Here is an 18759-nt window from a genome sequence, read left to right as displayed (position 1 = left end):
TTGATAATCCTATGAAAATTCGTACTCAGAGCGTTTTAGCCATTCTTCCTATTTTTATTAGCGTAGCTGCCATCAATGGATTTTTAACCTATACCTCTGAGCAGCAGGAAAATCGCTGGGCCCTAGAAGAAGAGAGTATCGCCCTCACCATAGCCATTGCCGAATTTATGAAGAGCGATCGCTATAATCGTGTTCTGTCCTCCAGCCCTGAAGATACTGAAAACACCACAGACTTCGAAGACCTGCAGGGGAGTCTAGAGCGCATTTTACTCCGAGGGCAAGCTAAGTATATTCTAACGCGATCGCTGGATGGGCAAGAATTACTCCACCACGTTTCCACAGGCCATCCCCAAGATGAACATCAGGCATTACCCCAAGAAGCCCTGCAGTCTCTAGAAAGTGATGGCATTTGGATTAGCCCCCTTCGATTTTTGAATGCCGATATTTCTATCCTCGAAAGCTGTACCCCCATCAGCGATCGTGGCACCTCCACAAGCATCCTATGTACTGGCATTAGCGCTAATCCCTTTCTCCAGCAAATGACCCTGAGTCGGCAGAAAGTGCTCGCTTCAACCACAGTGATTGTTGCGACTGGATTGATATTGACCCTCTCTATTGCCACCCTGATGACTCGAAAACTTCGTCAGCTAGCAGATGCTGCCGAGGTTGTAGCCGCTGGTAACTATGATCAACAGTTTGACATCGATATGATTCAAGAGGTTCGAGATCTCAGCAATACCTTGAGCACCATGAGTAGCGTCATGGGTGAAACCTTGATGCGGGCCAAGCGCAGCCTTGTGGAAAATGAACGGTTTAGAACCATCTCCACCCTGGCAAAAACCTATCAAAGTACGGTGAATCATAGTATTCGTTTGCAAACAACTGATATTGAGATAGCTGGGGATATCTTCGAGGGCGATCGCCGTTCTACAGACTTTTTGGACACATGTCATACAGAACAAGGTACTTATATTATTCTTGGCAATCTTATACCTGATCAGGCTGCTCAATTGGATAGCCTGATCGATACATCCGCCACCGTTAGCCTGCTCCAACAGCTCCTCAAGGTTCGTCCCTGTCCAGAAGCGATCGCTCAAGCAACCCCACTTTTCGCTATCCAAAACCTGCATTGTCTATTCGTATCCTCCAACGATCAGACCTTCACGCTTGACCATTGGAGTTATGAAACAGCCCATCTCAAACATCAGCACCACACCCTAGACCATGAACGTCCTTGGGTCTTAACCGTAGCCAGAGACCCCTGCATAGATCACCGAGTTGAGGACTTCATCCAGCGTTTTAGCCATCTATCGGCGGTCGATCTCATGGATGATCTCCAGATTATTTGCCGTGATTGCAACACCAGCGGCATCATGGTGATCATCAAGCCAAGTCCTAGGGAGCCCCAATCAACGTAAAAGCGCCCCAGTCTAGGGGCTGCTGATCATTATTTAAACTTGCTAACATCGCCAAGCGTAAAGCAGTAGGTTTATCTAAACCATGTTGAAGATGTTGATAAAATTCAGTCATCAAAAAGGCCGTAGAGGCATCCGGCACCGCCCACAGAGTCACAACCAGCGTCTCAGCTCCAGCCACTAGGAACGATCGCGATAAGCCAACCACCCCATCTCCAGTAATCTGCCCTCGACCAGTATCACAGGCACTCAACACCACAAGATCGGCATTCAGATGGTGTTGACGAATATCCTCCGCCGTCAGCAATCCATTATGATCATCCGAGGGAGTCAAGGCGATCGCGCCTGGGGAAAGCAGCGAGGTACTGACCGATGCTAAAGAATCACGCGACGATGGGGCGTCATACTCCACATAGCTCAACAGACCGTGGGTAGCCAAGTGAATTAGCCGCGCTTGAGGTAAGCGTTCTAGCACCGCTGATACAGTAGCAGCTTCGCCAATCAGGGGTTGCGTATTCAAAAAAGCGGCGATCGCGATGGCTTCTTGTTCAGAACCAGGGAGGGGTGCAAGCTGGTAGGGCTCTGAATTAGGCGATCGCACCATAGGCATGGTTGGATTACCCACTACGAGGCTATCAGCAGGGCGATCGAAGCTCCAAGGTGTGGATTGATGAGATAAGCGAGACGGATCAGAAGCGAGAGCTAGCACCTGGATGGATGGAGCCGTCAATAAGGTATGTTGTTCTAGCACATAGCGTCCATCTGAGTCCTGCAGGGCTGCAAATGGAACCAAGAAGAGAGACTCATGGGGAATGATCACAACGCGATCGCTAGGATCCGTCGGTAGATCATCGGCAATTGGCTCGATGAGTAAGGCATGGAGCTGCCGCAGTTGGGCAGCAATAAACCGAGTATCTGGCGCTTGCACGGGACTGGGAGCAGCCTCACTGCGGGCACCTAGGCGCTGGCGGGCAAACTCCACTAAGTTAGCCAAGCTTGGATATCGCTCCGACCAAAGACTGCTGAGATCCACTCGGTGAAAGCTCAACTCGCCCGTCGGCTGTATCACCCAGATAAATAACTCCTGTTCTCGCCCCCGTTGTTTACCTTGGAAGCGAAAGCTATCATCTGGAATAATAGAATATTCAACGATCGTTGCCTGATGAGTTTCAGCCGTTTGACGAATGTCGTCCAGGGTAAATGATGTAGATTCTGCCACTCCACCCTCCAAAGGGGGATCGCCGTCCTGGGTTTGTCGATCGGCTAGGATAGCAGACATAGCCCGCGATCGCCCCTGCTCAGAGATCTCCAACGCCGCCTCTATCTTTCCTTGTTCTACCAGCACCTGCTGCAAGAGGTTATAGCTAAAGACCTGGGTATCAAACACCGAGATGGCATAGAGATCATTCTCGCGGTTATTGTCTCGAAGCTGATCCCAAAGGTCGATCGCCTCCCTGAGATGCACCTCTGCCTCGGGTAATCGTCCTGCATCAAATAGACTATGTCCTAGGTTATTCAAGCCCGCAGCTAACTCCTTCACATCGCTCACCAAGCGAGCGATCGCGACGCTGCGTTCTTGATAGGCAATGGCATGTTCATAGTCTGCTCCTGCCGCCATCGCCATGCCCAGAGCATTCAACACACGACTTTCCAACGGGCGATCGCCTAGCGCTTGGGCTAGAGATAGGCTCTGTTGATAATAATCAAGAGCTAGGGCATCTTGATGGGTGATGAAGTATGCAGATCCTAAATTGAGGCGCGTATGGGCTTCCCCTGCTACATCATGGATCGATTGGGCGATCGCTAGACTTGATAGATAGGTAGCGATCGCTCGGTCATGATCCCCTTGAGCCGCATAGACTCCTCCTACATTGGATAAGATAATTCCCTCTGCTTGGCGATCGCCTAAGGCCCGCGCTAGAGTCAGCCCCTGTTGATAGGTAGCGATCGCCCTGTCATAGTCACCGATACGTTCATAAACATTACCAAGATTACTGAGCACCTGCTCCTCCCCGGCAAGGTTACCTAGATCTCGCATGATCTGCAGAGCTTCCTGACTGACGGCAATGGCGCGGTCATAGTGCCCTAAGGAACGATGAGCAATAACTAGGTTACCTAACGTGCGCGCCTGAGCTAGGGAATGTTCCTCCTGTCGTGCGTAGTCTAGGGCAATTTCTAACCAGGTAACAGCCTCAGTGTAGCGCCCAAGGGCAAGGGACACAGCTCCAAGATTACTGACTGTTGCCTGAATTTGGGCCGTGTGGGATATCTGTTGATAAATCTCCAGCGCTTGCTGCCAAGAGGCGATCGCCTGCTCGAAATTATTGGCTTGATACTGGTCGATACCCATCTGAAACAAGCGATCGCCCTCAGTACCATCCACCCTATCTGGAACAGGTAAGGATTGAGATTCAGCCCCTAGGGTAGGCTGGGACATCGGTAGGGCAAGCAAAAGGGCGATCGCCAATCCCAGTAACGCCAACATCAAACGCCGCATCAAATCTGTACCTCCGGTTGGTCAACCTGCGGTAGCTCCATCGGGCGATCGCTTCCGACTCGATTGGGGACAGCTTGGGACTGAGGTTCATCCTGAGACTGGAGTTCATCCTGGGAGGGCGATCGTACGCGATCAGGGCGGGACGGTTCCGGCTGATTGCACAACGCATTTTGACCCGCACGACTCGTTTGTAACTCTGCAACAATGGAATCATCCAGTTCTAAGATGGCATCATTGCTAACCTGAAACGCTAACAAGGAATTCGCGCTACAGGGATCATTGGCGAGGGTTTCATTAGGGCGGGGGCGATCGACGCCAGAATCTCCCCCCGGAGTCTCGCCGCCCGGAGTCTCGCCGCCCGGAGTCTCGCCCCCCGGAGTCTCGCCACCCGGAGCCTCGCCACCCGGAGTCTCACCACCCGGAGTCTCACCGCCCGGGGTCTCGCCGCCCGGAGTCTCACCGCCCGGGGTCTCGCCGCCCGGGGTCTCACCGCCCGGAGTCTCGCCACCCGGAGTCTCGCCACCCGGGGTCTCGCCACCCGGGGTCTCACCGCCTGGAATCTCGCCGCCCGGAGTCTCACCGCCCGGAGTCTCACCGCCCGGAGTCTCACCGCCCGGAGTCTCACCGCCCGGAGTCTCGCCACCGGGAATGTCCGGCGGTGTATAGTTGGATAAAACTTGAATTCGCCCATCTCCAAGAGATACAGACTCATCCGTCAGAAACGGGCGATCCCTAAACGAGGTAACGGCTCCAGCATTGGCTTGATTGGAGGTAATCGCACCAGCAGTATAGCTGACATCATCGGATAACTCATCAACATCTAGGAAAGCATAAAGCGGAGTCGCATCCAGGGTTTCGTTACCATCAGCATCTGTAAAAACAACCCTTCCCTCTGGATCTCGGTTGATCGCACCCTCTGCATTCAGGTAGGTAACAACATTACCGGCATCATTCACATAAACAACACGGCCCTCGAAGTCTCGCTCAAAAATAGGGCCCACCAAGAACTCCCGTCCACCATGTTCAATCGTAATCGTTGCACCGCCAGCAAAAGCAGTCGCATTGATGCTGGTAGGAATTTGACGAGCAGGAATGGTGCTGCCGTCTCCGGGCCCGCTATTAATGGCATCATTGCTAGGATCAAAATCAAAATCATCACTCAAGAATGTTCCCGTTGCACGAAACGTGCCGCCAGCGCGAATGGTTACATCCCCACCATCAAAACCTGAGGTATCAATCGTCACGACCTCAATATCTTGTCCTGCTGTCAGGCTAACAAAGCCGCCCACTTCCGTATCTTCAAACTCTCCTCCCGTCGTAATCGATCCAACTTGAATATCGCCCGGCGCAGCAAGGACAACTGGGCCACCTCCACGGCGCATGCCATCTGAATTAAAAAATTCTGTATTAATATCGCCCACGCGAATGCTAGCGGGGGATGTAGTTGTATCCGATGAAGTAAAATCAGTGGGTACCGTGGGCACGTCAACTTGTGGAACATTGGGGGCATACTGTAATGTCTCGACACCTGCCCGAAGGATGAGTGCCGGGCTGGAAGCTAGCAAGGAGCGATCGTCAATTGTAATCGGGTTGGGCGTGATTGAGTCTACCAGCAGTGTCGCAGACTCCACCGCATCAGCATTGATCACAGCAATACCTAAAGTGTAGGTACCTGCTACCGCAACGGGAATTTCAATGGTTTGCGGCAAGGCACCAGAAACCTCGGTCACGGAGGATAGAAAGTTATCTAGAGCTTGATTAACCTCTGCTGAAATGAGAGGAAATCCTCCTGGGAAGTCTGTATTCACCAACTCCGTTACGACAACGTCTGGCCCAGACAGAGAAACAACGGCAAAGTTATTCGTACCTGGCAACAAGTCATTTAATCCATTGCTGAAGAACTGCCAGTTAAGACGAATAACATCACCTGCCGCAACCGTTACCGTCGTGCGCATGCCTGATCCATCAACTGCTGCACCATTTCCCAGACTAGATAAGTCACCTGCACCTAACTCTAAGAACGCTTCTAGCTCCGCCGCTGGCACGCTTGCATTATTTAGTCCATTTGCCCCATTCAGATCTCTGGTCGTAATCACAACTTGAGCAGGCACCACATCGGCATTAGCGGCATCATAATTGGAAAATTCTACCCGCCCCACACCAACGATTTCCCAATCTGGAATAACGCTGTAGGTTAAATCCGGTTGAGTGATAGTGATTGTACCACCCTCAATACTTCCCGTGGCTTCTACTAAGAGTGCAGCGCCGGTATAGTCTCCAAATTGCACATCTCCATCAGCGCTGATAATTGGATCATAAAGACTGACGAAGGAGGCCGGTTGCCCTGACAAGTTCACAATAGAAAATGCCCCACCCGATACAAAATGCGCATCGGTGGAAATCACCCCATCGCTGATCAGTTGGAATAAACCGCCGCTTTGCAGGGGAAAGGCTGGATGGTTGAGCGCTAGAATATCCACCGAGCGATCGCCCTGGAGTATCAGATCTCCGCCTGCTTGAATCACCAAAGGCGTGGTCACACTGTCCCGGAGGGTGAGCGTATCCGTTGCCCGTAGAGATAAATCACCGTCGGTGATCAACTCACTTTCCACCAAGGAGATAATTCTGCTAGACGATAGAATCGCGTCCTGTGCAGCCAACTGCTGAACGGCTAGATCACCCTCGGCGATCGCTATCCCTGATCCGTTCAGGTAGACGGTACCATCCTCCATCACCGTCACCCCTTGAGCATGGCCGATGTCAGCACGGGTCAAGAGCTGGGGCAAAGAGGCGATCGCTATTTCCGGCGCTTCCGTGATCTCCCCCTCCCCCATAGGCTGAATCTCCAGACTCAACACCTGCCCTGGCTGGCTCATGCGGACACCATGGCCTCCCGGCACCGTGGCTAGGGTGATGGTGCCTCCCGGTGCAATCAGTTGCCCTGTGCTGACTACTGTGCCACCCAACAGGGTCAGATGTTCTCCCGGCAACACCTGCAGGGTACCGGCATTGACGATCGCGCCCGACGACTCTGGCCCAAACCTAAATGCCGTTGGATCACCGACTAAGTCTTGATCAACTGGCGTTTCCCCGATCATCCACCAGCCTTCGGCAAAGTCAACACGGTCGGCCGTGGTAGCCGTAAAGCTGGCCGGCACATTCAAGCTAGCCGTTTCTCCAAACACAATCCCCGCCGGGTTCATCAAATACAGATTCGATGCACCACCACTCACCTGAAGAATGCCTTGGATGATCGAGGGACTACCACCGACAACCCGACCTAGGATATTGTCAATCTCAGGTTGAGATAAGAAATTTGCAATCTGCGCCTCATCTAAGCCAAATTGCTCAAAACTATGGAATAGGTTACGACCATCCTGGGATAGCTGCCCACCGTCGATATCAAATTGACCGTCAACTTGGCGTACTTCTGTACCTGTGCCGTCATTGGCTGGCATGATGGATTGGGCTACGCTTCTGGGAGCGATCGCCATCCCACTCCACACAGCCAGCAGCAGCGATCCGCCATACCCACATAGACGATAGTTCATAGTGATCTCAGTTCAGGACATAATAGTTTAATTCCCAGAGTGTTGCTGAATCAGGGTATGAACCTGAATGAGAAACACTGAAACCGCCTGCAAACCTTTGCAGAGTCATACTACACAATTCAGCAACGCCATTCCCGACACCAGTCTCTATTGCAGCTATACAATACAGGAAAAGTTAAGGGCGCAGTAACGTCGGTTAATTATCCGTGAACATCAAGGCTTTTCAACTATATCCTAGTCTCTCCGCACTGCCCCAGTAGTATTACAGAGACGACACAGAAAAGATTTCAGAACCTAGGATAGGGCGATGCCTGATCCCAGCACAGCCTGCACCCGTTCCGGCACCTGTTGAATCTGTGCCCTAGACACCATCAAGTTCGTCACGGCCCGCAGGGCGTGGGGGCCAACGGGCAAGACCCTAACCCCTTGCTGGTCAAGCTGTTTGGCTACCGCCACAGCATCTCGATCGGGCGTTTGGAACACGACGATATTGGTCTGCACATCCGCAGGATGCACCTGAATACCGGGAATTTCAGCTAGGGATTGAGCCAGAATCTGCGCGTGGGCGTGATCATCAGCCAGGCGATCGTAGTGATGCTGCAGGGCATAGAGGGCACCGGCAGCCAAGAGGCCGGCCTGACGCATTCCACCGCCGAATAGCTTACGAAACCGTCGAGCGCGCTGCATATCTGCCGCTGATCCGACCAACGCAGACCCCACCGGCGCACCTAAACCCTTCGAGAAACAGACGCTGATGGTGTCAAAGGGGGCAGCATAGTCTGCGGGCGATAGACCTGTCGCGACACAAGCATTCCAAAAGCGGGCTCCGTCTAGATGCAGGTTTAGATGGCGATCGCGACAGATCTCCGCAATAGCCTGGATGTCTGCCAAAGGAAAGATACGACCGCCGCCGCGATTATGGGTATTTTCTAAACAAACCAAGCGGGTGCGAGGAAAATGTGGATCGGACGGCCGCAGCACCGATAGTAAATCCTGGGCCGTGAAAATGCCCTGTTGTCCAGCCACTAAGCGGCACATGACCCCAGAAAGAGCCGCCGGCCCACCGCCTTCATAGTAGTAGATATGGGCTTCCGCTTCCAGAATCACCTCATCTCCCGGCTCCGTATGCACCCGCAGAGCCACTTGATTGGTCATCGTGCCCGAGGGCATATAGACCGCTGCCTCTTTACCCAGAAGCTGAGCCACATAGGTTTCTAGCGCTTGCACCGTGGGATCATCACCTAGAACATCATCGCCCACCGGCGCTTGGGCGATCGCTTGACGCATCTCTGGGGTAGGCTGGGTAATCGTATCGCTGCGGAGATCAATCATCATTTGAGTCATCGTTGGGGTTGGTTGTCCAGATTGATCTTCCATCATGCCCCATCTTGAGTGGCTTGGTAGAGCTGAGATCAGCAGCCATCGCTTGGGGCAATATTTGATTACCGTATGGAAGAGCGATCGCGCTCAGATAAAGATGGGTAGAGCCAAGGGCTAAATAGCTTGGTGAGCCAAGGCATGACGGGATAGGTGAGTAAGGCAGAAACGACAGGGACAGTCAGCAATAGACCTACCCACAGCGGCCAATCTTTAACCAAGGGAGAAAACACCAGGTTAGACAGCAAAATTAAGGGATAAACCGCGATGACACCGAGGATCACCTGCTTATAGTAGGCGGGCTGGGAATACTTGGATGCTGAGTTTGAGGGCAGGGTAAACCATAGCTCTAGACTGCTGGATAGCTCTTGCTGAGAGCGGGCTGCTACAAACTCAGGCGATCGCGATCGCCATTGATAATAGGTGGGTGAGGTGAGCCACTCACGCAAATGGATGTAGCTATCAAATCGGATGATAATCACATATTCTGGAAAATCGTGATCACGGGGACGAATGATCTCTACACCCAAAAATCCGTCAAACTGCTGGGCAGCTTGGTTAAATCCCTGTGTCCAGGCTTCATACTCGTGAATGCGTGTCGGTTCAACAAGTTCTGAGATGACAACAGTGATGGAATCGGAGGGCGGCACGGTCATAGGTAGATAGTTGGCGACAGGTGAAGTGTTTCTATTGTCTCAGGTCATGGTCTCATCGTCAGCGTCACTACACCTGCAGCGATCGCTTGGCTACGTCACAATAGAACAAGTTGTGTTTTAAGGATGGCGTTAGCGGTGATTCATGCACTGATTGTGGGAGCAAGTCAGGGAATTGGTTTAGGCTTTGTGCAGTATCTTTTGCAGCAGCAGACGACCGCTCAGGTTTATGCCACCTATCGATCGCCTAGTTCAGCAGAGCATCTGCTGGCGATCGCTGATGATCGGTTAACCTGCTTGCCCGTAGACCTGACGGATGAAATCCAGATTGAGGAAGCGATCGCTCATATCAGCCGCACCACGCCTTCTTTACATTTGGTGGTGAACTGCGTGGGCTTACTGCACGATGGCGATCTGCAGCCCGAGAAAAGCCTACGGCAGATTAACTGCGAACACCTGCTGCGCTACTTTGAGGTGAACAGCATTGGTGCGATTCTGTTGGCGAAACACCTCTTGCCCCTGCTCTCCCATGGCGATCGCAGTGTTTTTGCCACCATTTCCGCCAAGGTTGGCAGCATTGGCGATAACTATAGCGGCGGCTGGTATGGCTACCGCGCCTCCAAAGCCGCCCTGAATATGTTCATGCATACCGCAGCGATCGAGTATCAGCGCAAGCGGGCCAAGACCATCCTCGTCACCCTCCATCCTGGAACCACCGACACCCGTCTGTCCAAACCCTTTCAGCGCAGTGTCCCTCCCGAAAAATTATTTTCCTGCGATCGCACAGTTCAGCAACTGATGGACGTGATCGACAATCTCGATACCGTCAATAGTGGTGGATTCTTCTCCTGGGACGGTAGTCCGTTACCCTGGTAAGTGGGAGGATGTAGCTATTGGCAGGCCTTTCGACGTCGCTCAATGCTCCAATCCTTAGGAGAAGAGGGCTGAGCGTAGTCGAACCCCGGAAACTTAGCTCCATTTCATTAAGTCCACCTACCTAATGGTCGATCATTTAGTCAGACAAATAGATAAAGTGCCATTAGAGTGGGCGATACCCTACAAAGGTAAGTGTGAAGTAATTTTCCAGATTTGACATGACCGGTCAATCCCCCATGCCGAGCCTAGTAGGTCATGGTTTCCTCACTCCTTTATAAATTTTTAACTATTACCTTCCCTAAAACCGCCTATATTCCTCATAAGCTGCGCTTAATAGTTAACCTCAAAATTAAATTTGACCTACGTTAAGCGCTTAGCTGCTTGTCCCTATGTTTTACTAAGTTGAGGCAGTGTCGGGTTATGTACCTCACTCCCCATGAACTCGATCGACTCTTGATTTTTACCGCCGCAGAGATTGCCCGGCGGCGCAAAGAGAACGGCGTGAAACTCAATGTTCCCGAAGCGATCGCCTTCATCACCGACCAAGTTTTGGAAGGTGCGCGCATGGACAAAAGCGTGGCAGAGCTGATGTCAGAAGGGGCAACGTGGCTCACCGTCGATGATGTGCTACCCGGTGTCCCGGAACTCATTCCCCTGATTCAGGTTGAGGCCCATTTTCTCGACGGCACCAAGCTAGTCAGTATTCACAATCCTATTCGGATGCCCCAGGAGTCTGTGTAATGGCAAGTTCGCATGGATCAGGCCCCGGAGAGATTCTCTGTGACCCCGGTACGCTCCATCTCAATGCGGGTCGGGAACAGCGCCAGCTTGAGGTAGCCAATGGGGGCGATCGCCCTATTCAGGTGGGATCTCACTATCACTTTTTTGAAGTGAATCGTGCTCTACAGTTTGATCGCGCTCAGGCGTTGGGATTTCGCTTAGATATTCCGGCAGGAACGGCAGTGCGGTTTGAGCCGGGGGATACTAAATCGGTCACCTTGGTGGCGATCGCTGGTAGTCGCACGATCTACGGGCTGAACGGATTGGTCAACGGATGTTTAGACGATCAGGGCGTTCGAGAAGCGGCCCTAGCTCAGGCCCAAACATCTGGCTTTATGACGATGGAGGATGCTGATGGAGATTAGTCGCGAACGGTATGCCGAACTCTTTGGCCCCACCACGGGCGATCGCATTCGCTTGGGCGATACCTCTCTGATCGTAGAAGTGGAAAGAGATACCACGGTCTACGGTGATGAATGTGTCTTTGGCGGCGGCAAAACCCTGCGAGACGGTCTGGGTATGGCTCCTGGAGTTACGTCGGCCCAGGGCGCGCTGGATTTGGTGATCACCAATGTGGTGCTGATTGATCCCATGCAGGGGATTATCAAAACCGACATTGGCATCAAAGATGGTCGGATTGTCGGCATCGGTAAAGCTGGAAATCCTGGCATTATGGACGGTGTGACGCCTAATTTGATCGTGGGTGCTGGCACCGACGTGCGGGCCGGTGAGGGACTGATTGCCACCGCTGGGGGACTGGATTGCCATGTCCACTTTGATAGTGCCGGTCTCTGTGCTGAGGCCTTGTCCAGTGGACTCACTACCATGCTGGGGGGTGGACTTGGGCCAGTTACCGTCGGTATCTGTTCCAGCGGCGCTTACAACGTAGGTCTGATGCTGAAAGCAGCGGAAGCATTTCCCATTAACTTTGGCTTTCTAGGCAAAGGTAGTTCTAGCCTACCGGCTAGCTTGAATGAACAACTGGAAAACGGTGCTTTTGGTCTCAAGATCCATGAAGATTGGGGAGCCATGCCCGCCCTGATTGATACCTGTCTATCGGTCGCCGACAACTACGATTGCCAGGTGCAAATTCACACCGATACCCTCAACGAGTCGGGCTATGTGGAAGATACCCTAGCGGCGATTCGCGGTCGCACGATCCACATGTATCACACCGAGGGAGCTGGCGGCGGTCACGCTCCCGATATTATCAAGGTGGCATCCTATTCCCACTGTCTCCCGTCATCCACCAATCCCACCAATCCCTACACGGTCAACACCTTTGATGAACATCTGGATATGGTGATGGTCTGTCACCATCTCAATCCACGGGTTCCAGAAGATGTAGCCTTTGCCGAGTCTCGAATTCGGGCAGAAACGATCGCAGCTGAAGATATTCTCCATGATATGGGGGCCATCAGTATGCTGGGGTCGGACAGTCAAGGCATGGGGCGGATCGGTGAGGTGATTCGTCGCACGTGGCAATTGGCTTCGAAGATGAAAGATCAGCGCGGCTCTCTACCGGAAGATAGCGATCGCCACGATAATCATCGAGTGCTGCGTTATTTAGCGAAATATACGATTAATCCGGCCCGCACCTGTGGCATCAGCGATTACGTCGGTTCCATTGAACCCGGTAAATTAGCCGATATTGTGCTGTGGCAGCCCGGCTTTTTTGGCGTGCGCCCAGAATTGGTGATCAAAGGTGGATTTATTGCCTGGTCGCCCATGGGTGAATCCAATGCCTCTCTGATGACCTGTGAACCGATTCTCTATCGTCCCCAGTGGGGCAGCTACGGGGCGGCCAGTGCGGCCACCTCCACCTGCTTTGTCACCGAGGCAGCGATCGCCAATGGTCTAGCCGATCGCCTGAGTTTACAGAAACAGCTCCTGCCCGTGAAGGGAACGCGATCGCTGTCTAAGGCAGATATGGTACGTAACGACGCCTGTCCGGCCATTGAAGTGGATCCGGATACCTTTCAGGTGCGCGTTGATGGACAATTGGCCACCTGTGAACCAGCCCAATCCGTTCCCCTGGGACGGCTGTATATGTTTCGATAGAAATGACGGATAGAAACGATCATGAAACCATCTGTAGCGCGATTAGGGGTGGGTGGCCCGGTGGGCAGCGGCAAGACCGCCCTGCTGGAATGCTTGGTGCCGTTGCTGACCCAGCGAGGCATTGAGGTGGCGGTGGTCACCAATGACCTGCTCACCCAGGAAGATGCCGATCGCCTCAAGCGAAAGGGATTTTTGCCTCAGGAACGTATTGTTGGCGTCGAAACCGGAAGCTGTCCCCATACAGCCATTCGTGAAGATCCCACGATGAATCTATTGGCGATCGCTGCACTGGAGCAACAGTATCCCCAGCTTGATCTAATTTTTGTTGAAAGTGGCGGCGATAATTTAGCCTCGACCTTTAGCTATGACCTGATTGATGCCTATATCTTTGTCTTAGACGTCGGCGCAGGGGATGATATTCCCCGCAAAAATGGGCCGGGATTTTTGCAGGCAGATCTGGTGGTGATCAACAAAATTGATATTGCCCCCTACGTGGGTGCCGATCTAGAGGTGATCCGCCGCGACGCTGCCGAACGTCGTCGCCATAAGCCCACCGCCTACACCAACTGTAAAACCGGCGAGGGTCTGGAGCAGGTGCTAGACTTCATTGACGAAAAACTCCTGTTTCACCGCTCAAACAACCCTAGAACAGATGTTGCCTAGCCATGGTTTCTCAACTCGATCCATCGATCCATCGATCTCCGTCCCCACAGGAGTCTCAGATCTCTCACCCTGACCATGGACTAGGAGCCGTCACTGATTTTGATGTCTATCTGCGGGTGCAGAGCGATCGCCATCGGCAAAGCTTCGTATCTCGGCAATATGCCACCCATCCCTTTCGGGTCTCCAATGTCTTTCGCTTAGATCAAGAGCAGGTCAAGCAGGCCCAGATAGATCAGGCACAGAGCGATCGCGCCTATGTCTATCTCATGAATACCTCACCAGGTTTGATGGAGGGCGATCGCTTTCGTATTGGTGTCCAAGTGGATGCCCAAGCCCATCTTTATCTCACCGATCAAGCAGCCACCAAAGTCCATCGAATGCCCACACCTGACAGACCGGCAACGGTGGACTATATCCTGCAAGTTGCAGCGGGGGGTAGCCTAGAGTTCTTGCCAGAACCGCTGATTCTCTATAACGAATCTACGTTAAACCAGCATACCCAGGTGATCCTGCATCCCAGCGCGCAGCTATGCCTCAGCGAGATCATCGTACCGGGACGCTTAGCACGGCAAGAATATTATCAATTTCACCACTATTCCAGTCGGCTCACGGTGTCCTCCCCCGACGGACGATTAATCCTTGGTGATGCGCTGCGCTTAGAGGGGCAATCCCATCCCTTTTGCCACAGCCCTCTCTTTGCCCGTCAGCCAATTTTAGCGACTCTCCTGCTCATCTATCCCAATATTGAGCAGGCTCAGCTTGAAGCAGTCCTTGGGCAAGTATGCGCTAACCAGCCGGCTGCTACAATAGAGGCTAGCTATTCGTCCTTACCAAACTGCAACGGGTTCGTGATTCGGGCCACCGCCGACTGCATCAGCCGAATCAAACGCTGCTTTGACCAAGCCCTAAACGCGGTGAGGCTCCTAGAAGGACAGTCGCCCTTACCCGAGGTGCCCAAATGACGATCATCGCTCAGCACTATCTAGGCAACATGTTGCACGATCCCGTCCTTCAGCAGCAGGTGGCCCTTGCCCATGCAGAAGGATGCTGTATTGAGGTGGAGCTCACTGAAGATGATTGTCGCAAAAGTCGAATTACCGTAGAGTCTGCTGGTAGGCAGGTTGGGATTATCAAAGATCGGGGCTGGTCGCTGAGGGAAGGGGATCTATTTAAAACCGAGAAGGGTCGCCTGCTGTTGATCCATGTGCAAATCCCCGACGTGATGATCCTGCGATTCACCCAAGACACCACAGATTATGCTCAACAGCTCGTGTTGCTGGGCTATACCCTCGGCAATCACCATTGGCCCATGTCCATCGTGGATCAGACGATCTATGTTCAGCTCGTTGTCGATCGCTCCGTGATTGAAACCACCCTCCAACATCTACATATTCCCGGCTTAGTGATCGACTACGGCGTGCGATCGCTGGATCATCCCCTACCGTCCTCTCCCCACAGCCACCCATGACTCCTTCTATCACCACCACAGACTGCGATCGCCGTTTGGCGCTGATGCAGCTTTCAGATTCGTTTTTTCCTTCTGGATCATTTACCTTATCTCATGGTCTAGAGTCTCTGGTGCAGTCGGGACAGGTGCGATCGCCTGATGATGTGACAACCTATCTACAAATTCTGTTGCACAACAAAGTCGGATCGTCGGATGTTGTCGCCCTCTTAGCAGCCCATCACGGGAGTGTAGTAGGAGACCTCAAGCAGGTGCGGCGAGCCGATCAGATGCTCTTTGCCTATACCCTAGTGCAGTCGGCGAGAGAGGCCCAGCAAAAAAGTGGGCAAGCCTTGCTGATGGTAGCCCGATCGACCTGGCCCGATGAGCAACTGGAGAGCCTCCAAGCTGATGTGTTGAAGCAGCAGATTCATGGGCTACATCCCATTGTATTTGCCGTCGTTGGCAGAGCTGCAGGATTAGACGCTGATGATACGGTCTTCGCTTATTTACATAGCTGGTTAACCGGATTAGCCGGCGTCGCCATTCGCCTAGGTGCCGTAGGACATATTCACGCCCAGCGGATAATCACAGCCCTTGCACCCGATATCCATCAGGTGATACAGCAGACAAGCGATCGCTCCCTAGACGACCTTTGGTCTTACACCCCTGCCATTGACCTAGCTCAAATGAAACATCGACATCTACCTCAGAGACTCTTTAGTAACTGACCTTAATTTTCGTATTGTTTGTATCTAAAGTAGTGTGGATATCTCACAGTTCCTCAGCCAATCCTATTGCGACTCAGCAACGCCACTCTAGCGCTTACGAGCCACAATATTAAAGATATGCCAGTGCTTATCCTCTCCTAAAGCCGTTTTACCAGGATGATTTTCCTCCTCAAAGACTTCTAAAACAAAAGGAGATAAGAGTTGCTCCACTTGCTCACGACTATGATGGTTCATATCTGTATAAACAGACCAAGAGTCTTGATCGCCAAATAACTGCCCGCAGAAGCGTCCTCCTGGTGCTAGGGCAGCCACAATATCCTCCCACAGATCAGGGAAATAGTCTGGAGGGCAAAAGGGTAGACAAAAGCTAGCATTCAGCAAGCTGACGTCCGGCGGTAAGGTGAGGTCTTCAAACCGCTGCACCCTGGTCTCTAAGTAGGTGCGATCAATATCGGGTCGTCGTCGCAGGCGGGCGATCGCTTCTGGCTCCCCCTCAATCGCTAACACTCGCCAGCCTTGACGGAGCAGTTCGACCGTATCCCGTCCATCACCACAGCCCAAATCTACGGCAAAACGTCTCAGAGGCTGGACATCTTGAGCGCAGTAGTCTAAGGCTTTTACCAGCGTCGTTCGGGGTGGACGCCCTTGAACAGCTTGATAGTACTGAAGCCACTTCGGTTCAAATTTCATCGTTCCCTCCGTTGCTTTCACTGTATCAGGTATGGGCCAACGGTTAAAAAAATCGCACATGAAGATTAGGCTAGGTTAGCCCCTCTAGGATTCTATTCAACTAGGTAGGAATAGGTTTGAGGTTCATCAAAACATAAGGTGAATGATAATGTGAGTAATAGTGTGGGTAATCATGTGAGTGAAGAGACACATTGCACTCTAGATAGAACGTATCTAGAAAGGCTTAACAACCAATGGATCAGGCTCAAACTGGAAGCGAGTCTTGGGTTGAGTATCTCCGTAAAGTTGAAACGTTAGAGCCGGGGTTGGGCCAATTGTTTCCACTTGATGGATAGCATCAGGCACAAAGCTGATGATTTCCCCAACCTGAAGAGTTTGTTGTCCAGCGATCGCTAGCCGGTCAGGATTAGCCAACTTACGCCAAAAGGTATGGTGTTCCTGTCCTTTGAGAATAGCGACCACGCCCCATGTACCGTGGTTATGAATGGGAGTAATGGTACCAGGATTAGTCGTAACGGTTTGGACGGTCAGGGGATAGCCGATTTCATCGTAGAGGGTGATCACGGCAGTCCCTGTTTTAGGATCAGGATGCTTACGTTGAGTTCTCAGCCAGTAGGAGTTGAGAATCAGTTGTCGAACCTTACAGCGAATGAGGGGTAAATAGTCTTGCTGATCGAGTTCATGGGGAGAATGGGTCAGACTATGCAAGACATCGCTGAGGAATTGATGCAGATAATAATGATCCTGCAAGAGCCCCCACGGACGCGGGGTAAGGCAGGGTTGACACTGGCCGTTAGCATCCACAAACCAATCTTGATGGAGCATCTCAGTCATGGTTCTTCTAGGATAAGGATTGGGTAGAGTTGGTGCTTCTCTCTCTACCCAGAATTATCAGATGAGAAGCGATCGCTCTAGGCAGGCATGGGAGCATAGGCATGGCAGCCTTTTGGACAAACGCGATCGCATGCTTGACAGCCAATGCAGTTAGCTGCGTTGATAACATGCATCACTTTCCGTTCAACTTCATCATCATCATCGTCTTCATCCACGATCTCTCCCTCGTCATTCAGGGCAATCAGGGACATAACGCCTCGGCCACAAACTTTGAAGCAGCGACCACAGCCTAGACAGGTTTCCCAGTTAATGCGCTGCAAAAACTCGGGAATCCAGGGTTGACCTCCAAAGGTAAGTCCAGTTAATGTAGCCATGATAGGTTCCTCTCGTGTGAATTTAAGGTGGTTTGAGCAATTAGGGTTAAACCAAATAAGCTTCCATGTGGGTCTTAATCGTGCAGTCTGATCGAGGATAGGTTGAACACAACAACACAAAACCCTTGGCTATTTGCTCATCATCTAAAAATGATTGATCTTCCTGATCAATGTCTCCTTCTACGAGCTTACCAACACAGGTAGAACAAGCCCCAGATTTGCAGGAGGAGGGGAGTTCAATATCATGTTCTTCCGCTGCATCCGTGATATACATATCGTCGGGAACAGGAATTGTGACGTCAATATTACGCTTTTTGTTAATCAATCGAACCTGATAGGTTGTCATCATCGATCTCCTTGTAGAGGACAGAGATAAAAATGAACGCAGTCAACGTTGAGTGTGGTTGAGGATTATGAACAAGGCACCCCTGCCGGACTACATTCTCCAGCTTGGAACGATTTGCCACAGCTACAGGTATCGGTAGCATTGGGGTTAGTAAACTTAAAGCCACTCTCCAGTAAGCTATCGATATAGTCTACCACAATACCCTCAAGTAAAGGAGCACTTTTGGGATCGATGAATACCTTGAGACTACCAGACTCTACGACTTGGTCATCAGATTTGGGAGCGTCGGAAATTTTAATGTCATACTCGTAACCGTTACAGCCTCCATCCTTAACCGCTAAGCGAATACCTCGGGTTGGGCTGTTGTTGGGAGTGCTGCGAACCACCGCACGAAGGCGGAGCTCTGCTAGTTCAGTCAGGGTAATGGTCATGGGAGTTCTCACTTGCTAGAGAATATCTGGGACACC

Annotated in this window: 18 protein-coding genes; 9 read left to right on the top strand and 9 right to left on the bottom strand. The window is 52.0% G+C overall.

Features of this window, described 5'->3' with window-relative positions; all coding sequences use genetic code 11:
- The first annotated feature begins 11 nt into the window (after positions 1 to 11).
- Entirely contained in the window at positions 12 to 1418 is a 1407-nt protein-coding gene (locus tag JUJ53_RS03150) for a HAMP domain-containing protein (RefSeq protein WP_204150524.1), read from the top strand.
- Here JUJ53_RS03150 and JUJ53_RS03145 read toward each other — a convergent pair.
- The 4 genes from JUJ53_RS03145 to JUJ53_RS03130 form a co-directional block, all read right to left on the bottom strand.
- Positions 1396 to 3912 carry a CHAT domain-containing tetratricopeptide repeat protein gene (locus JUJ53_RS03145; RefSeq protein ID WP_204150523.1) on the bottom strand — a complete coding sequence of 839 codons (2517 nt, stop codon included), beginning with the start codon at positions 3910 to 3912 and terminating at the stop codon, positions 1396 to 1398. The two genes, JUJ53_RS03150 and JUJ53_RS03145, sit on opposite strands and share 23 nt — an antisense overlap.
- Positions 3912 to 7463 carry a filamentous hemagglutinin N-terminal domain-containing protein gene (locus JUJ53_RS03140; RefSeq protein ID WP_204150522.1) on the bottom strand — a complete coding sequence of 1184 codons (3552 nt, stop codon included), beginning with the start codon at positions 7461 to 7463 and terminating at the stop codon, positions 3912 to 3914. Before JUJ53_RS03140 ends, JUJ53_RS03145 begins: the two co-directional genes overlap by 1 nt.
- A 294-nt stretch (positions 7464 to 7757) precedes the next feature.
- The gene (gene ltaE / locus JUJ53_RS03135) at positions 7758 to 8798 is read right to left on the bottom strand and encodes a low-specificity L-threonine aldolase (protein ID WP_204150546.1); all 1041 of its coding nucleotides are present in this window, start codon (positions 8796 to 8798) and stop codon (positions 7758 to 7760) included.
- Between the two features lie 107 nt (positions 8799 to 8905).
- Positions 8906 to 9496: an antibiotic biosynthesis monooxygenase gene (locus JUJ53_RS03130; protein WP_204150521.1), complete on the bottom strand. Its 591-nt coding sequence runs from the start codon at positions 9494 to 9496 to the stop codon at positions 8906 to 8908.
- Between the two features lie 123 nt (positions 9497 to 9619).
- Here JUJ53_RS03130 and JUJ53_RS03125 point away from each other — a divergent pair, with 123 nt between their 5' ends.
- The 8 genes from JUJ53_RS03125 to JUJ53_RS03090 all read left to right on the top strand — a co-directional run bounded on the left by JUJ53_RS03125 (position 9620) and on the right by JUJ53_RS03090 (position 16048).
- Positions 9620 to 10369 carry an SDR family NAD(P)-dependent oxidoreductase gene (locus JUJ53_RS03125; protein WP_204150520.1) on the top strand — a complete coding sequence of 250 codons (750 nt, stop codon included), beginning with the start codon at positions 9620 to 9622 and terminating at the stop codon, positions 10367 to 10369.
- Positions 10370 to 10789: 420 nt separating this feature from the next.
- Positions 10790 to 11110 carry an urease subunit gamma gene (locus tag JUJ53_RS03120; protein ID WP_204150519.1) on the top strand — a complete coding sequence of 107 codons (321 nt, stop codon included), beginning with the start codon at positions 10790 to 10792 and terminating at the stop codon, positions 11108 to 11110.
- Positions 11110 to 11514, top strand: a complete 405-nt coding sequence (locus JUJ53_RS03115) for an urease subunit beta (protein WP_204150518.1) — start codon at positions 11110 to 11112, stop codon at positions 11512 to 11514. The genes JUJ53_RS03120 and JUJ53_RS03115 overlap by 1 nt, the downstream gene beginning before the upstream one ends.
- Positions 11501 to 13210 carry an urease subunit alpha gene (gene ureC / locus JUJ53_RS03110; protein ID WP_204150545.1) on the top strand — a complete coding sequence of 570 codons (1710 nt, stop codon included), beginning with the start codon at positions 11501 to 11503 and terminating at the stop codon, positions 13208 to 13210. The genes JUJ53_RS03115 and ureC overlap by 14 nt, the downstream gene beginning before the upstream one ends.
- Before the next feature lie 21 nt (positions 13211 to 13231).
- Entirely contained in the window at positions 13232 to 13873 is a 642-nt protein-coding gene (ureG, locus tag JUJ53_RS03105) for an urease accessory protein UreG (protein WP_204150517.1), read from the top strand.
- A gap of 2 nt (positions 13874 to 13875) precedes the next feature.
- Positions 13876 to 14835: an urease accessory protein UreD gene (locus JUJ53_RS03100; protein WP_204150516.1), complete on the top strand. Its 960-nt coding sequence runs from the start codon at positions 13876 to 13878 to the stop codon at positions 14833 to 14835.
- Positions 14832 to 15341, top strand: a complete 510-nt coding sequence (locus tag JUJ53_RS03095) for an urease accessory protein UreE (protein WP_204150515.1) — start codon at positions 14832 to 14834, stop codon at positions 15339 to 15341. The genes JUJ53_RS03100 and JUJ53_RS03095 overlap by 4 nt, the downstream gene beginning before the upstream one ends.
- Complete coding sequence (locus JUJ53_RS03090; protein WP_204150514.1) at positions 15338 to 16048, top strand: urease accessory UreF family protein; 711 nt, start codon at positions 15338 to 15340, stop codon at positions 16046 to 16048. Before JUJ53_RS03095 ends, JUJ53_RS03090 begins: the two co-directional genes overlap by 4 nt.
- An 87-nt stretch (positions 16049 to 16135) precedes the next feature.
- Here JUJ53_RS03090 and JUJ53_RS03085 read toward each other — a convergent pair whose 3' ends face one another.
- From JUJ53_RS03085 to JUJ53_RS03065, 5 genes are all read right to left on the bottom strand, one after another.
- Positions 16136 to 16738: a class I SAM-dependent methyltransferase gene (locus tag JUJ53_RS03085; RefSeq protein WP_239124736.1), complete on the bottom strand. Its 603-nt coding sequence runs from the start codon at positions 16736 to 16738 to the stop codon at positions 16136 to 16138.
- 213 nt (positions 16739 to 16951) lie between these two features.
- A complete protein-coding gene (locus JUJ53_RS03080) occupies positions 16952 to 17572 on the bottom strand; it encodes a cupin (protein WP_204150512.1) in 621 nt (206 codons plus the stop codon).
- 77 nt (positions 17573 to 17649) lie between these two features.
- Positions 17650 to 17946, bottom strand: coding sequence for a ferredoxin III, nif-specific (gene fdxB, locus JUJ53_RS03075; protein WP_204150511.1), 297 nt, complete (start codon positions 17944 to 17946; stop codon positions 17650 to 17652).
- 46 nt (positions 17947 to 17992) lie between these two features.
- Positions 17993 to 18292 (bottom strand): 2Fe-2S iron-sulfur cluster-binding protein, encoded by a 300-nt coding sequence (locus JUJ53_RS03070; protein WP_204150510.1) that lies wholly within the window; start codon positions 18290 to 18292, stop codon positions 17993 to 17995.
- 65 nt (positions 18293 to 18357) lie between these two features.
- Positions 18358 to 18723, bottom strand: a complete 366-nt coding sequence (locus tag JUJ53_RS03065) for an iron-sulfur cluster assembly accessory protein (RefSeq protein WP_204150509.1) — start codon at positions 18721 to 18723, stop codon at positions 18358 to 18360.
- Between the last annotated feature and the right edge of the window lie 36 nt (positions 18724 to 18759).

Source organism: Leptolyngbya sp. CCY15150 (assembly GCF_016888135.1).
Classification (GTDB): Bacteria; Cyanobacteriota; Cyanobacteriia; order RECH01; family RECH01; genus RECH01.
This window is presented reverse-complemented; position numbering and strand designations above follow the sequence as displayed.